The sequence below is a fragment of the Cylindrospermopsis curvispora GIHE-G1 genome, assembly GCF_014489415.1.
Taxonomy (GTDB): Bacteria; Cyanobacteriota; Cyanobacteriia; order Cyanobacteriales; family Nostocaceae; genus Raphidiopsis; species Raphidiopsis curvispora_A.
In genome coordinates, this window is sequence record NZ_CP060822.1 from 2,280,558 (window position 1) to 2,296,782 (window position 16,225).

Genomic DNA, 16,225 nt, shown 5'->3' on the forward strand with positions numbered 1-16,225 from the left:
GGAAAATGGAAACTTCAGCTATATCTTCCTCTGCTCAGGGTATTCCCAGTTTACCCGACCTCACACATCCTGATGAATTAATCAGGTTCGGTACTCAAGTAGTTGAAAATTCACTATTAGTAGTGTTTTTAATTATTGGTTTGGGAGTGGCGATCGCCTTGATCAGTTTTTCCCTAAGACGGGAAACGGAAATGCAGGCGGATTTTTTGCGAGATTGGTCAGTTCGTTATTCCCAAATTTTGCGTGGCATACCACACTTTGCATTGGTGTTAATTCTATCAGTAACGGGATTTTTCCTAACTTCCACCCTGAGTAATCGTTACCATCACTGGGAGCAAGCAAAGGTGGCTAAGGTAACTGAATCTGTTGCTGGTGATAGATTAGAACACAACGCACCTCGTGTTAGTTATATAACTGAGGAACCCTATAGCTACACAACCCGAGTCAGGGATAGAATTGTCAAGGTGACGGACAAGCAAAAAGTCACCCGGTATTTAAATTTGGCTGGTTCCCAAATTCAAGTGACTATTGATCAAAGTGTAGACGTGCAAAATCGCAGTGCCATTTATATTACTGACTATACTGGTGAGTACAAAATAGTCAATACCCTAAATAATAAAAATCAGTTTATATTTGAAGCACCACCACCATACGGCTATTCTCTCTTATCTGGATATAAAGTGGAGAGAGAAGGGACAAGACTAGAACAGACCAGTCCAGAAGATTATGGATTTCCCTTGGACTTAAATCCTGGAGAGCAAGCCACCATCAAAGTTAGTTATCAAGCACAAGGGGGACCGCGTTGGGTATACAATGCCACTAATCAGTTACTCTCTGGTTTCCGTCTCACAGCTATTGCCAGATTTCCCAATGCTGATTTTGCCAGTGGTATAGTTCCCCAAGAAATAAAAAGAGATGGAGGTAATAGTCAATTCACTTGGATTTTTGATGATAATGTTTCTGTCAAAAATCCTTTCGGTGTGTTTACGGCTACTAAACCCATAGGTAAAACCGGAATTATACCTCGCTTATTATTATTAGCACCAGGATTATTTTTGTGGTGGATATTACTACTATACTTAACCGTACCCATGAGCTTACAAAATCTGGCGATCGCCGGGGGAGTGTTCTTTACCAGCTTATTAACTTTAACATATACGTCAAGGTTTATGAGTGGAGAAATGGCCTGGTTAATAATTTCACTGGTGTTAATAGGTTTAATTTACGGGTTGGGTGGGAATCGTCAATTAGGATTAGCAGCAATTATTTGTACCATTGCTGGAGCGGTTTTGCCTGTATTTGCATTTTTAGTTCCCTTTACTGGTTTAACTCTCAGTTTAGCGGGATTGTTATCAGTATTATGGTTAGGGACCTATTATTGGTATGACTTGTACAGAAAATTCACCAATTGAATTGTTCAGATATAGCTCACTTGATAATTATGAATATAGAAGGTATTTGGTTTCTGAAGTTTGTATAATTTAATATGTAGTTTACCCTGGATTATCACTGACATCAAAGGATTTTTTCTGTTGAAAAACATTGCCAGATAAGCCTTTATGTAGAAATCCCAGGGTAAGAAACCTATGTAAACTATACTTCAGCCTTCACAAAGAATAGAGCAGTACGATTCCCGATATTAATACCTCCTCGTTGAGGACCTCCCCATTGAGTGATGTATTTTTTTCCATCATCACCCTTGTCAACACACATTTTGAAATTATATTGTAACTCGTTGTAACATCCAACTTCTAAGCCTGGCATTTTTGCTGCTTGCACATCAAAAGTTGTACCCGCCTTATTGATAATTGCTAGTCCCTTACCACCCCTTTCAATAAAGAGCAAATTGGCACTGTCAGCGGAGGGAGCAATTTCACTGCCATTTCGATAGTATTGATCCTGTCCCTTCATTTTTTGATTGAATTGGGTTCCAGCAACAACCGTAGGATTAAAGGCATCAAAATTCAAAATCAGAGGTGTTCCTTCTTTAATCGCTAACACGTAGGCTGTTGCTAGAGGTAAGTCCCCTTGATCAAATTTCCAATTATCAAATTGTCCTTCAGCCCAAGTGTCATGATTGCGAGCAAAAGTAACAGCATGTTCACCAATTAAAGCTCTTCTCGTATCTGATGGATTGACTAAAGAGCGCAGGTCTCCGCCGAAACCAAAAGCATTTTTCAAGGTGTTCACCAGTTGAAAATCGGTCACTTTCGGAAAAACAGGAACATAACTCATGCTGTCTTCATAAGTATTACCAATGACCTCACCATAGTAAAGTACGTCATCGGGTACATTCGCCAATATCTTCGTCATATCGTCCCGAGAAATATGCTTGGCAGCATCAAAGCGCAAACCATCGAATCCAAAATCCAACAGTTTTTTCAAATAATTCTGCTGTTGCTGTTGTACATATAGTAAATCTGTTTTTAGGTCAGGTAATCCCTCTGGGTCATCTTTACTACATAACCAATTATTTTCAACTTCCGAGGGATTATTATAGTTGTTAATACAAACTTGGTTATGAAAGTACTCTTGGTTTTGGAATATGGGATAGGCTTCAGGGAAAGGCTTGCCATCTTTGTTTGGGACATTTTTATAATTAGCTAGGTGATTCAGTACAACATCAGCAATAACCCTGATACCATTTTCGTGAGCTGTATTAATTAAATCCTTTAAATCTTCACGAGTTCCTAGGTTTCCCTCTAAGACATAATCAAGTGGTTGATACTGCATATACCAGTATTTATCCGAAGTACAAGCTTCATCAAGCCGCGACGCTGTTTTATTAGGAGGCGAGACTTGAATGTAATTGTATCCTGCTGCTTTTATTTGGGGAACCTTGTCCTTGATGTTGTTGAAACATTCATCAAAAGCGTGATATATGACATCTGCTTGAGCTGATCGTGTAAAAGAGGAACCTGCAACTGTCAGAACTATACAGAAAGCGGTGACAAATACGACACAGTTTTTGAAAAAAGAACTAATTGATTGATACATAAACTCACCTCAAATTTTGAACACACCGGAACCTGCTTGAGTGGTTATGAAACCTCACTCTCTCACTTCGGTCACATGTCAAAGCAGCAACCATGGGGTTGATTTGACTTGAAACCCTGTAAGTCCCTGTAAGTTGGTAAATTACTTCTTGCTCGGACGAATTGTCTAAGCCAAGGGTAATTTAATCACCTTTTGATAGTGAATGTCCAGTAAGTAAACAAAAATTTAACATTCCTTTACCCTTACTTCCATGGATTAATTTTTTGCTTTTTATGTATCAGCATATAGTTTGAGTCAATAATTACTACAAACACTCTTAAAGTTAATTCACAACTAATTGCCGGATTAGACTGTAATCATAACCTTTTGGAAGCTATTTTTTGATACATAAAAGGTTGTATTTATAAATACTTTGTTTAAAAATCAATCTCAGTGGTGACTATGTATAATCTAAACACCAATGAATTCACAATTTATACTACTAGTCATGACAACTTGTACCACAGCGATTTTCAACCGAAACTTCAGGAGCATTTCCGGAGAGATTTGTTGTATATTGATAGTTGATATAGTTAATAATAATGTTAGTTTAAGACAGCAAAGGAGTTAGTAATGCTCACGTCGGAGGCAAAAAAGCCGCTGACAATTCCCCCCAAAGAACTTTTAGACCCCCCTGGAGGTCTGAATCCAACCGTGTTGCTATTCTTTGCAGTAGTAACTATGTTGGTACTTTCTAGCTGTGGTTACTGGGTATGGGAATGGCCCCATTGGTTATGTTTTGGCATCAACACCCTGTCCTTACATTTCTCAGGCACGATTATTCATGATGCTTGTCATCAATCAGCCCATCGTAACCGAATAGCTAACGCCATATTGGGTCATGCTAGTGCCCTAGTACTAGCCTTTGCTTTCCCAGTTTTTACCAGAGTACACCTACAACACCATGGCAATGTCAATCATCCCAAAGATGACCCGGATCATTATGTTTCCACAGGTGGTCCACTGTGGTTAATCGCGGTGAGATTTTTGTACCATGAGGTATTTTTCTTTCAAAGGCAACTTTGGCGTAAATATGAACTACTAGAATGGTTCCTTAGCCGATTGCTTATCTTTACTATAGTTTATATTTCCATTCAATATCACTTTTTAGGGTATATTCTCAACTTCTGGTTTGTCCCAGCTTTTGTAGTAGGTATAACACTGGGGTTCTTTTTTGACTACTTACCACATCGTCCATTTGTAGAGCGTGATCGGTGGAAGAATGCTCGTGTATATCCTGGCAAAATCCTTAATATGCTAATTTTAGGGCAGAACTACCATTTAATTCATCATTTATGGCCTTCAATTACTTGGTACAATTATCAACCTGCCTACTACCTAATGAAGCCCTTACTAGATGAGAAAGGTAGCCCCCAAACTTCCGGTTTATTACAAAAAAAGGATTTTTTGGAATTTCTCTATGATATTTTCATTGGTCTTCATTTTCATCACCATGAATAATAACTGAGAAATTTAAATTTAATTGTTGTTGGGGAAGTAGTACATTTTTACCAGTAAGCACATCTAATCTGAATTTTTTCCGTTTATTCTTCCCAATTCATAGATGCTAGCACCCACAGTAGTAAGTATACCAGTACTAATTCCCCAACTAGAACCTAAACTAATTTCCACACCCCAGTAGGATAATGCACCAAATATTAAAAACGGTAAAATGCTCATAATTGAAGCATAAAAGGCATTTTGAGACTCTCTAGCTGGGCGGGTTTTTTCAAATTCTGTTTCGCTAGTATATAGGAACCGCTCGGCAAAATTAAACCAGCGATTTAATTGTGTGATTATCCATTCCCTAATGGATGCTAAAGCCAAATACAAAGCTAAAGACCATAAACAAGAGCCAGCGATGGCTACTTTATCTATCGTGAATTGAAAAGGTAATATATCAAGCATACTAAAGATATAAAGTGATAAATTCCCATTTTACTTGAATTTGTCCTCAAATCCATATTTTATAAACTACCTCGCTTTATAACTAAGAACTCATTATGTCATTATTATGTCTAAACATTTTAATACTGCTGGACCTTGCCAATCTGATATCCACTATATGCTCTCTCCCACAGGGCGACTACCTCAGTTGAAAGCATTAATTGATGGACGCAATTACTTTATCATTCATGCACCGCGACAGGTGGGTAAAACCACTGCCATGATGGCTTTAGCTCAACAATTAACTGACAGTGGACAATACCTAGCTGTGATGTTAACACTGGAAACCGGTGCGCCATTTCCAGATGCACCAGAACAAGCGCAACAAAGTATCCTTAGACGCTGGCAGAATGAAATTCGGTTTCGAAAATTACCCTTGCCCACTTTAACCCAAATTCAAACAGAGACCGAGACTTTTCCCCTAGATATTCAAACAGTCCTGCAAGGGTGGGCCATGGCTTCCCCCCTACCCTTAGTTGTCTTTCTGGATGAAATTGATTCCTTACAAGATCAAACTCTAATATCCATCCTCAGACAATTGCGAGCGGGTTATCCCAATCGTCCCCAGGGTTTTCCCCATTCGGTGGGCTTAATTGGCATGCGGGATGTGCGGGACTACAAGGTTAAATCTGGTGGAAGTGAACGACTAAATACTTCTAGTCCGTTCAATATCAAGGCTGAATCCCTAACTTTAAGTAATTTTAGTTTTACAGATGTGCAAAATTTATACGAACAACATAGAACAGCTACAGGGCAAGTATTTACCCTGGGAGCAGTTCAACAGGCATATTATTTAACCGATGGACAACCATGGTTAGTTAACGCCCTAGCTCGTCAAGCTACCCAGGTGTTAGTAAAGGATGTGAAGCAACCCATTACTGCTGAGGTGATTAACCAAGCCAAGGAAATCCTCATCCAGCGTCAGGATACCCATTTAGATAGTTTGGCGGAAAGATTACGGGAAGAGCGGGTTAGGGATATTATTCAACCCATGTTAGCTGGTGAAGACTTAGCTGATACAGCAGAAGATAATTTACGATATGTCCTAGACTTGGGTTTATGTCGTCGCGATCGCGGGGGTGCATTAGAAATTGCTAACCCCATTTATCGGGAGATTTTACCTAAGACCTTAGCTGCAGTGGCGATCGCATCTCTAACTTCTGTGGAACCCAACTGGTTAAACTCTGATGGTACTCTCAATCCTCAAATTCTATTAAACTCTTTCTTGGAATTTTGGCGACAACATGGGGAACCATTACTCAAAAGTGCGCCCTATCATGAAATTGCTCCCCATTTGGTGTTAATGGCATTTTTACACCGAGTGGTAAATGGTGGTGGTACGTTAGAGCGGGAATATGCTATTGGTTCTGGGAGAATGGATATTTGTTTACGCTATGGCAAGGTGGTGATGGGTATGGAACTCAAGGTGTGGCGTGAAAGAAAGTCAGATCCGTTAATCAAGGGTTTAACCCAACTGGATAAATATCTGGATGGGTTAGGATTAGATACGGGTTGGTTAGTGATTTTCGATCGCCGTCCCGGGTTACCCCCCATGGGAGAGAGGATTAGTACGGAGGAGGTTATTAGTCCTAGTGGGCGCACCATTACCCTGATTCGTAGTTAGATTCCGATAAATTTGAATCACACCTTAAATTATTGCCGATTATGTCTAAACACTTTAATACTGCTGGACCTTGTCAATCTGATATCCACTATATGCTATCTCCCACAGGGCGACTACCTCAGTTAAAAGCGTTAATTGATGGACGCAATTACTTTATCATTCATGCACCGCGACAAGTGGGTAAAACCACTGCCATGATGGCCCTAGCTCAAGAATTAACTGACAGTGGACAATACCTAGCTGTGATGTTAACCCTAGAAACCGGTGCGCCATTTCCAGATGCACCAGAACAAGCGCAACAAAGTATCCTGAGACGTTGGCAGAATGAAATTCGGTTTCGAAAATTACCTTTGCCTAATTTAACACAAATTGAAACAGAGACTGAGACCTCTCCCTTAGATATTCAAACAGTTCTGCAAGCTTGGGCCATGGCTTCCCCTCTACCTTTAGTTGTGTTTTTGGATGAAATTGATTCTTTGGAAGATCAAACTCTCATATCCATTCTCAGACAATTACGAGCGGGTTATCCCAATCGTCCCCAGGGTTTTCCCCATTCGGTGGGCTTAATTGGCATGCGGGATGTGCGGGACTACAAGGTTAAATCTGGTGGAAGTGAACGACTCAATACGTCTAGTCCGTTTAATATCAAGGCTGAATCCCTAACTTTGAGTAATTTTAGTTTTACAGATATTCAAAATTTATATGAACAACATACAACAGCTACGGGACAGGTGTTTACCCTGGGAGCAGTTCAACAGGCATATTATTTAACTGATGGACAACCATGGTTAGTTAACGCCCTAGCTCGTCAAGCTACCCAGGTATTAGTCCAGGATGTGAATCAACCCATTACTGCTGAAGTGATTAACCAAGCCAAAGAAATCCTCATCCAGCGTCAGGATACCCATTTGGATAGTTTAGCAGAAAGATTACGGGAAGCGCGGGTCAAAGCTATTATTGAACCAATTTTAGCAGGTGAAGACTTACCCGACATACCACCAGATGATATTCGTTATGTCCTGGATTTAGGTCTGTGTCGAGATCAAGGACAAGGCTTGGAAATTGCCAATCCAATTTATAAAGAAGTTCTACCTCTAGTGCTAAGTTACACAACTAGGGTTTCTATTGGAGCAATTGAACCTCGTTGGCTAAACCAACAAGGGGAACTATTACCTGATGAATTATTACACGCTTTTCTGGAGTTTTGGCGACAACACGGGGAACCATTACTCAGAAGTGCACCCTACCATGAGATTGCTCCCCATTTGGTGTTGATGGCATTTTTACATCGGGTAGTTAATGGTGGTGGTACTTTAGAGCGGGAATATGCCATTGGTTCTGGAAGAATGGATATTTGTTTACGCTATGGCAAGGTGGTAATGGGTATGGAACTCAAGGTGTGGCGTGAAAGAAAGTCAGATCCGTTAATCAAGGGTTTGACCCAACTGGATAAATACCTGGATGGGTTAGGATTAGATACGGGTTGGTTAGTGATTTTCGATCGCCGTCCCGGTTTACCACCTATGGGAGAGAGGATTAGTACGGAGGAGGTTATTAGTCCCACTGGGCGCACTATTACCCTAATTCGTAGTTAGAAAAATGCGATCGCTAAGTAAAACGTAAATTATTATTTTGCTACTTATAAATTATACCTTACTATGCCTAAACAATTTAACACTGCTGGACCTTGTCAATCTGATATCCACTATATGCTCTCTCCCACAGGGCGACTACCTCAGTTAAAAGCGTTAATTGATGGACGCAATTACTTTATCATTCATGCACCGCGACAAGTGGGCAAAACCACTGCTATGATAGCTTTAGCCCAAGAATTAACTGATAGTGGGGAGTATACAGCAGTGATGCTCTCCGTGGAAGTGGGGTCGGTTTTTCCTGATGAACCAGAACGTGCTGAAAGAGCCATTTTGGGTTCTTGGCAAGATGCAATTGATATTTGGCTTCCGCAAGACCTCCATCCCCCTTTTGACCCAGAGCGTAGGGAGAATATTGGTGCTTTCCTGAAAAGTTGGGCAAAAAGCTCTCCTCGTCCCCTAGTGGTGTTCATTGATGAAATTGACTCGTTGCAAAATCAAACGTTGATTTCAGTATTGCGACAGTTACGGGATGGTTTTCCCCGTCGTCCCCAGGGTTTTCCCCATTCGGTGGGCTTAATTGGCATGCGGGATGTGCGGGACTACAAGGTTAAATCTGGTGGAAGTGAACGACTCAATACGTCTAGTCCGTTTAATATCAAGGCTGAGTCCCTAACTTTGAGTAATTTTAGTTTTACAGATATTCAAAATTTATATGAACAACATACAACAGCTACGGGACAGGTGTTTACCCTGGGAGCAGTTCAACAGGCATATTATTTAACTGATGGACAACCATGGTTAGTTAACGCCCTAGCTCGTCAAGCTACCCAGGTATTAGTCCAGGATGTGAATCAACCCATTACTGCTGAGGTGATTAACCAAGCCAAAGAAATCCTCATTCAACGCCAGGATACCCATTTAGATAGCTTAGCAGAGCGATTACGGGAAGAGCGGGTTAAGACCATTATTGAACCAATTTTAGCAGGTGAAGACTTACCCGACGTACCACCGGATGATATTCGTTATGTCCTGGATTTAGGTCTGTGTCGAGATCAAGGACAAGGCTTGGAAATTGCCAATCCAATTTATAAAGAAGTTCTACCTCTAGTGCTAAGTTACACAACTAGGGTTTCTATTGGAGCAATTGAACCTCGTTGGCTAAACCAACAAGGGGAACTATTACCTGATGAATTATTACACGCTTTTCTGGAGTTTTGGCGACAACACGGGGAACCATTACTCAGAAGTGCACCCTACCATGAGATTGCTCCCCATTTAGTTTTAATGGCATTTTTACATCGGGTAGTTAATGGTAGTGGTACGTTAGAGCGGGAATATGCCATTGGTTCTGGAAGAATGGATATTTGTTTACGCTATGGCAAGGTGGTAATGGGTATGGAACTCAAGGTGTGGCGTGAAAGAAAGTCAGATCCGTTAATCAAGGGTTTAACTCAACTGGATAAATACCTGGATGGGTTAGGATTAGATACGGGTTGGTTAGTGATTTTCGATCGCCGTCCTGGTTTACCACCTATGGGAGAGAGGATTAGTACGGAGGAGGTTATTAGTCCTAGTAGACGCACCATTACCCTCATTCGTAGTTAGGAAAATGCGATCGCTAAGTAAAACGTAAATTATTATTTTGCTACTTATAAATTATACCTTACTATGCCTAAACAATTTAACACTGCTGGTCCCTGTAAAGGTAACATTCACTATATGCTCTCTCCCATAGGGCGACTACCTCAGTTGAAAGCATTAATTGATGGAGAAAATTACTTTATCATTCATGCACCGCGACAGGTGGGTAAAACCACTGCTATGATGGCCCTAGCCCAAGAATTAACTGACAGTGGGCAATACCTAGCTGTGATGTTAACCCTAGAAACCGGTGCGCCATTTCCAGATGCACCAGAACAAGCGCAACAAAGTATCCTGAGACGTTGGCAGAATGAAATTCGGTTTCGAAAATTACCTTTGCCTAATTTAACACAAATTGAAACAGAGACTGAGACCTCTCCCTTAGATATTCAAACAGTTCTGCAAGCTTGGGCCATGGCTTCCCCTCTACCCTTGGTTGTCTTTCTGGATGAAATTGATTCATTAGAAGATAAAACCCTCATATCCATCCTCAGACAGTTGCGAGCGGGTTATCCCAATCGTCCCGAGGGTTTTCCCCATTCGGTGGGCTTAATTGGCATGCGGGATGTGCGGGACTACAAGGTTAAATCTGGTGGAAGTGAACGACTCAATACGTCTAGTCCGTTTAATATCAAGGCTGAATCCCTAACTTTAAGTAATTTTAGTTTTACAGATATTCAAAATTTATATGAACAACATACAACAGCTACGGGACAGGTGTTTACCCTGGGAGCAGTTCAACAGGCATATTATTTAACTGATGGACAACCATGGTTAGTTAACGCCCTAGCTCGTCAAGCTACCCAGGTGTTAGTCCAGGATGTGAATCAACCCATTACTGCTGAGGTGATTAACCAAGCCAAAGAAATCCTTATCCAGCGTCAGGATACCCATTTGGATAGTTTAGCAGAAAGATTACGGGAAGAGCGGGTTAAGACTATTATTGAACCAATTTTAGCGGGTGAAGACTTACCAGATACCCCAGAGGATGATCGGCGGTTTTTGCTAGATTTAGGCTTAGTCAAGCGTAGTCCTTTGGGTGGACTAACCATTGCCAATCCCATTTACCAGGAGGTAATCCCTCGTGTTTTATCCCAGGGTAGTCAGGACAGTTTACCTCAAATTCAACCCACTTGGTTAAATACTGACAATAGTTTAAATCCCCAAGCTCTATTAAATGCTTTTCTGGAATTTTGGCGACAACACGGTGAACCATTACTCAAAAGTGCGCCTTACCATGAGATTGCTCCTCATTTGGTGTTGATGGCATTTTTACATCGGGTAGTTAATGGTGGTGGTACATTAGAACGGGAATATGCCATTGGTTCTGGGAGAATGGATATTTGTTTACGCTATGGCAAGGTGGTAATGGGTATGGAACTAAAGGTGTGGCGTGAAAGAAAGTCAGATCCGTTAATCAAGGGTTTGACCCAACTGGATAAATACCTGGATGGGTTAGGATTAGATACGGGTTGGTTAGTGATTTTCGATCGCCGTCCCGGTTTACCACCCATGGGAGAGAGGATTAGTACGGAGGAGGTTATTAGTCCTAGTGGGCGCACCATTACCCTCATTCGTAGTTAGATTCCCATAAATTTGAATCACACTTAAATTATTGCCGATTATGCCTAAACACTTTAATACTGCTGGACCTTGTCAATCTGATATCCACTATATGCTATCTCCCACAGGGCGACTACCTCAGTTAAAAGCGTTAATTGATGGACGCAATTACTTTATCATTCATGCACCGCGACAAGTGGGGAAAACCACTGCTATGATAGCTTTAGCTCAAGAATTAACTGATAGTGGGGAGTATACAGCAGTGATGCTCTCCGTGGAAGTGGGGTCGGTTTTTCCTGATGAACCAGAACGTGCTGAAAGAGCCATTTTGGGTTCTTGGCAAGATGCAATTGATATTTGGCTTCCGGAAGACCTCCATCCCCCTTTTGACCCAGAGCGTAGGGAGAATATTGGTGCTTTCCTAAAAAGTTGGGCAAAAAGCTCTCCTCGTCCCCTAGTGGTGTTCATTGATGAAATTGACTCGTTGCAAAATCAAACGTTGATTTCAGTATTGCGACAGTTACGGGATGGTTTTCCCCGTCGTCCCCAGGGTTTCCCCCATTCGGTGGGCTTAATTGGTATGCGGGATGTGCGGGACTATAAGGTTAAATCTGGTGGAAGTGAACGACTCAATACGTCTAGTCCGTTTAATATCAAGGCTGAATCCCTAACTTTAAGTAATTTTAGTTTTACAGATATTCAAAATTTATATGAACAACATACAACAGCTACGGGACAGGTGTTTACCCTGGGAGCAGTTCAACAGGCATATTATTTAACTGATGGACAACCATGGTTAGTTAACGCTCTAGCTCGTCAAGCTACTCAGGTGTTAGTCCAGGATGTGAATCAACCCATTACTGCTGAAGTGATTAACCAAGCCAAAGAAATTCTCATCCAGCGTCAGGATACCCATTTAGATAGTTTAGCAGAAAGATTACGAGAAGAGCGGGTTAAGACTATTATTGAACCAATTTTAGCGGGTGAAGACTTACCAGATACCCCAGAGGATGATCGGCGGTTTTTGCTAGATTTAGGCTTAGTTAAGCGTAGTCCTTTGGGTGGACTAACCATTGCCAATCCCATTTACCAGGAGGTAATCCCTCGTGTTTTATCCCAGGGTAGTCAGGACAGTTTACCTCAAATTCAACCCACTTGGTTAAATACTGACAATAGTTTAAATCCCCAAGCTCTATTAAATGCTTTTCTGGAATTTTGGCGACAACACGGTGAACCATTACTCAAAAGTGCGCCTTACCATGAGATTGCTCCTCATTTGGTGTTGATGGCATTTTTACATCGAGTAGTTAATGGTGGTGGTACATTAGAACGGGAATATGCCATTGGTTCTGGGAGAATGGATATTTGTTTACGCTATGGCAAGGTGGTGATGGGTATAGAAATTAAGATGTGGCGTGAAAGAAAGTCAGATCCGTTAATCAAGGGTTTGACCCAACTGGATAAATACCTGGATGGGTTAGGATTAGATACGGGTTGGTTAGTGATTTTCGATCGCCGTCCCGGTTTACCACCCATGGGAGAGAGGATTAGTACGGAGGAGGTTATTAGTCCTAGTGGGCGCACCATTACCCTGATTCGTAGTTAGATTCCGATAAATTTGAATCACACCTTAAATTATTGCCGATTATGTCTAAACACTTTAATACTGCTGGACCTTGCCAATCTGATATCCACTATATGCTCTATCCCACAGGGCGACTACCTCAGTTGAAAGCATTAATTGATGGACGCAATTACTTTATCATTCATGCACCGCGACAGGTGGGTAAAACCACTGCCATGATGGCCCTAGCTCAAGAATTAACTGACAGTGGACAATACCTAGCTGTGATGTTAACCCTAGAAACCGGTGCGCCATTTCCAGATGCACCAGAACAAGCGCAACAAAGTATCCTGAGACGTTGGCAGAATGAAATTCGGTTTCGAAAATTACCTTTGCCTAATTTAACACAAATTGAAACAGAGACTGAGACCTCTCCCTTAGATATTCAAACAGTTCTGCAAGCTTGGGCCATGGCTTCCCCTCTACCTTTAGTTGTGTTTTTGGATGAAATTGATTCTTTGGAAGATCAAACTCTCATATCCATTCTCAGACAATTACGAGCGGGTTATCCCAATCGTCCCGAGGGTTTTCCCCATTCGGTGGGCTTAATTGGCATGCGGGATGTGCGGGACTATAAGGTTAAATCTGGTGGAAGTGAACGACTCAATACGTCTAGTCCGTTTAATATCAAGGCTGAATCCCTAACTTTGAGTAATTTTAGTTTTACAGATATTCAAAATTTATATGAACAACATACAACAGCTACGGGACAGGTGTTTACCCTGGGAGCAGTTCAACAGGCATATTATTTAACTGATGGACAACCATGGTTAGTTAACGCCCTAGCTCGTCAAGCTACCCAGGTGTTAGTCCAGGATGTGAATCAACCCATTACTGCTGAGGTGATTAACCAAGCCAAAGAAATCCTTATCCAGCGTCAGGATACCCATTTGGATAGTTTAGCAGAAAGATTACGGGAAGAGCGGGTTAAGACTATTATTGAACCAATTTTAGCGGGTGAAGACTTACCAGATACCCCAGAGGATGATCGGCGGTTTTTGCTAGATTTAGGCTTAGTCAAGCGTAGTCCTTTGGGTGGACTAACCATTGCCAATCCCATTTACCAGGAGGTAATCCCTCGTGTTTTATCCCAGGGTAGTCAGGACAGTTTACCTCAAATTCAACCCACTTGGTTAAATACTGACAATAGTTTAAATCCCCAAGCTCTATTAAATGCTTTTCTGGAATTTTGGCGACAACACGGTGAACCATTACTCAAAAGTGCGCCTTACCATGAGATTGCTCCTCATTTGGTGTTGATGGCATTTTTACATCGAGTAGTTAATGGTGGTGGTACATTAGAACGGGAATATGCCATTGGTTCTGGGAGAATGGATATTTGTTTACGCTATGGCAAGGTGGTGATGGGTATAGAAATTAAGATGTGGCGTGAAAGAAAGTCAGATCCGTTAATCAAGGGTTTGACCCAACTGGATAAATACCTGGATGGGTTAGGATTAGATACGGGTTGGTTAGTGATTTTCGATCGCCGTCCCGGTTTACCACCCATGGGAGAGAGGATTAGTACGGAGGAGGTTATTAGTCCCACTGGGCGCACTATTACCCTAATTCGTAGTTAGAAAAATGCGATCGCTAAGTAAAACGTAAATTATTATTTTGATAGTTATAAATTATACCTTAGTATGCCTAAACAATTTAACACTGCTGGTCCCTGCAAAGCCAACATTCACTATATGATCTCTCCCACAGGACGACTACCTCAGTTAAAAGCGTTAATTGATGGACGCAATTACTTTATCATTCATGCACCGCGACAAGTGGGCAAAACCACTGCTATGATAGCTTTAGCTCAAGAATTAACTGATAGTGGGGAGTATACAGCAGTGATGCTCTCCGTGGAAGTGGGGTCGGTTTTTCCTGATGAACCAGAACGTGCTGAAAGAGCCATTTTGGGTTCTTGGCAAGATGCAATTGATATTTGGCTTCCGGAAGACCTCCATCCCCCTTTTGACCCAGAGCGTAGGGAGAATATTGGTGCTTTCCTAAAAAGTTGGGCAAAAAGCTCTCCTCGTCCCCTAGTGGTGTTCATTGATGAAATTGACTCGTTGCAAAATCAAACGTTGATTTCAGTATTGCGACAGTTACGGGATGGTTTTCCCCGTCGTCCCCAGGGTTTCCCCCATTCGGTGGGCTTAATTGGTATGCGGGATGTGCGGGACTATAAGGTTAAATCTGGTGGAAGTGAACGACTCAATACGTCTAGTCCGTTTAATATCAAGGCTGAGTCCCTAACTTTGAGTAATTTTAGTTTTACAGATATTCAAAATTTATATGAACAACATACAACAGCTACGGGACAGGTGTTTACCCTGGGAGCAGTTCAACAGGCATATTATTTAACTGATGGACAACCATGGTTAGTTAACGCCCTAGCTCGTCAAGCTACCCAGGTATTAGTCCAGGATGTGAATCAACCCATTACTGCTGAAGTGATTAACCAAGCCAAGGAAATCCTCATCCAGCGTCAGGATACCCATTTGGATAGTTTGGCAGAGCGATTACGGGAAGCGCGGGTTAAGACCATTATTGAACCAATTTTAGCAGGTGAGGACTTACCCGACATACCACCAGATGATATTCGTTACGTGCTGGATTTAGGTCTGTGTCGAGATCAAGGACAAGGCTTGGAAATTGCCAATCCAATTTATAAGGAAGTTCTACCTTTAGTACTAAGTTATACAACTAGGGTTTCTATTGGAGCAATTGAACCTCGTTGGCTAAACCAACAAGGGGAACTATTACCTGATGAATTATTACACGCTTTTCTGGAGTTTTGGCGACAACACGGTGAACCATTACTCAAAAGTGCGCCCTACCATGAGATTGCTCCCCATTTGGTGTTAATGGCATTTTTACATCGGGTAGTTAATGGTAGTGGTACGTTAGAGCGGGAATATGCCATTGGTTCTGGAAGAATGGATATTTGTTTACGCTATGGCAAGGTGGTAATGGGTATGGAACTCAAGGTGTGGCGTGAAAGAAAGTCAGATCCGTTAATCAAGGGTTTAACTCAACTGGATAAATACCTGGATGGGTTAGGATTAGATACGGGTTGGTTAGTGATTTTCGATCGCCGTCCTGGTTTACCATCTATGGGAGAGAGGATTAGTACGGAGGAGGTTATTAGTCCTAGGGGACGAACCATTACTGTCATTCGTAGTTAGTTAGACCCAC

Annotated in this window: 11 protein-coding genes; 9 read left to right on the top strand and 2 right to left on the bottom strand. The window is 41.7% G+C overall.

The genetic code is table 11. The annotated features are described in order from the left end of the window. The first annotated feature begins 5 nt into the window (after positions 1 to 5). Entirely contained in the window at positions 6 to 1,412 is a 1,407-nt protein-coding gene (locus tag IAR63_RS10150; RefSeq protein WP_187705194.1) for a hypothetical protein, read from the top strand. Between the two features lie 181 nt (positions 1,413 to 1,593). Here IAR63_RS10150 and IAR63_RS10155 read toward each other — a convergent pair whose 3' ends face one another. Continuing rightward, positions 1,594 to 2,997 (bottom strand): alpha-amylase family glycosyl hydrolase, encoded by a 1,404-nt coding sequence (locus IAR63_RS10155; protein ID WP_187705195.1) that lies wholly within the window; start codon positions 2,995 to 2,997, stop codon positions 1,594 to 1,596. A 612-nt stretch (positions 2,998 to 3,609) separates the two neighbouring features. Between IAR63_RS10155 and crtR the strand changes: the two genes are divergently transcribed. Next, positions 3,610 to 4,497, top strand: a complete 888-nt coding sequence (gene crtR, locus IAR63_RS10160; RefSeq protein WP_096546819.1) for a beta-carotene hydroxylase — start codon at positions 3,610 to 3,612, stop codon at positions 4,495 to 4,497. A 63-nt stretch (positions 4,498 to 4,560) separates the two neighbouring features. Here crtR and IAR63_RS10165 read toward each other — a convergent pair whose 3' ends face one another. Beyond that, a complete protein-coding gene (locus IAR63_RS10165) occupies positions 4,561 to 4,944 on the bottom strand; it encodes a hypothetical protein (protein ID WP_096546821.1) in 384 nt (127 codons plus the stop codon). Positions 4,945 to 5,050: 106 nt separating this feature from the next. Between IAR63_RS10165 and IAR63_RS10170 the strand changes: the two genes are divergently transcribed. The 7 genes from IAR63_RS10170 (at position 5,051) to IAR63_RS10200 (ending at position 16,215) form a co-directional block, all read left to right on the top strand. Further along, positions 5,051 to 6,607 (top strand): ATP-binding protein, encoded by a 1,557-nt coding sequence (locus IAR63_RS10170; protein ID WP_187705196.1) that lies wholly within the window; start codon positions 5,051 to 5,053, stop codon positions 6,605 to 6,607. 41 nt (positions 6,608 to 6,648) lie between these two features. After that, the gene (locus tag IAR63_RS10175) at positions 6,649 to 8,202 is read left to right on the top strand and encodes an ATP-binding protein (RefSeq protein ID WP_187705197.1); all 1,554 of its coding nucleotides are present in this window, start codon (positions 6,649 to 6,651) and stop codon (positions 8,200 to 8,202) included. Between the two features lie 63 nt (positions 8,203 to 8,265). Beyond that, positions 8,266 to 9,807 (top strand): ATP-binding protein, encoded by a 1,542-nt coding sequence (locus IAR63_RS10180; RefSeq protein WP_187705198.1) that lies wholly within the window; start codon positions 8,266 to 8,268, stop codon positions 9,805 to 9,807. A gap of 63 nt (positions 9,808 to 9,870) precedes the next feature. Then, entirely contained in the window at positions 9,871 to 11,427 is a 1,557-nt protein-coding gene (locus tag IAR63_RS10185) for an ATP-binding protein (RefSeq protein WP_187705199.1), read from the top strand. Positions 11,428 to 11,467: 40 nt separating this feature from the next. Then, positions 11,468 to 13,012, top strand: coding sequence for an ATP-binding protein (locus IAR63_RS10190; RefSeq protein WP_187705200.1), 1,545 nt, complete (start codon positions 11,468 to 11,470; stop codon positions 13,010 to 13,012). Between the two features lie 41 nt (positions 13,013 to 13,053). After that, positions 13,054 to 14,610 (top strand): ATP-binding protein, encoded by a 1,557-nt coding sequence (locus IAR63_RS10195; protein ID WP_187705201.1) that lies wholly within the window; start codon positions 13,054 to 13,056, stop codon positions 14,608 to 14,610. Positions 14,611 to 14,673: 63 nt separating this feature from the next. Beyond that, positions 14,674 to 16,215: an ATP-binding protein gene (locus IAR63_RS10200; protein ID WP_187705202.1), complete on the top strand. Its 1,542-nt coding sequence runs from the start codon at positions 14,674 to 14,676 to the stop codon at positions 16,213 to 16,215. Positions 16,216 to 16,225: the final 10 nt, after the last annotated feature.

Excerpts from the sequence above, each read along its gene's own strand:
- IAR63_RS10150 (WP_187705194.1), top strand. The coding sequence starts at position 6 with ATGGAAACTTCAGCTATATCTTCCTCTGCTCAGGGTATTCCCAGTTTA.
- IAR63_RS10155 (WP_187705195.1), bottom strand. The coding sequence starts at position 2,997 with ATGTATCAATCAATTAGTTCTTTTTTCAAAAACTGTGTCGTATTTGTC.
- crtR (WP_096546819.1), top strand. The coding sequence starts at position 3,610 with ATGCTCACGTCGGAGGCAAAAAAGCCGCTGACAATTCCCCCCAAAGAA.
- IAR63_RS10165 (WP_096546821.1), bottom strand. The coding sequence starts at position 4,944 with ATGCTTGATATATTACCTTTTCAATTCACGATAGATAAAGTAGCCATC.
- IAR63_RS10170 (WP_187705196.1), top strand. The coding sequence starts at position 5,051 with ATGTCTAAACATTTTAATACTGCTGGACCTTGCCAATCTGATATCCAC.
- IAR63_RS10175 (WP_187705197.1), top strand. The coding sequence starts at position 6,649 with ATGTCTAAACACTTTAATACTGCTGGACCTTGTCAATCTGATATCCAC.
- IAR63_RS10180 (WP_187705198.1), top strand. The coding sequence starts at position 8,266 with ATGCCTAAACAATTTAACACTGCTGGACCTTGTCAATCTGATATCCAC.
- IAR63_RS10185 (WP_187705199.1), top strand. The coding sequence starts at position 9,871 with ATGCCTAAACAATTTAACACTGCTGGTCCCTGTAAAGGTAACATTCAC.
- IAR63_RS10190 (WP_187705200.1), top strand. The coding sequence starts at position 11,468 with ATGCCTAAACACTTTAATACTGCTGGACCTTGTCAATCTGATATCCAC.
- IAR63_RS10195 (WP_187705201.1), top strand. The coding sequence starts at position 13,054 with ATGTCTAAACACTTTAATACTGCTGGACCTTGCCAATCTGATATCCAC.
- IAR63_RS10200 (WP_187705202.1), top strand. The coding sequence starts at position 14,674 with ATGCCTAAACAATTTAACACTGCTGGTCCCTGCAAAGCCAACATTCAC.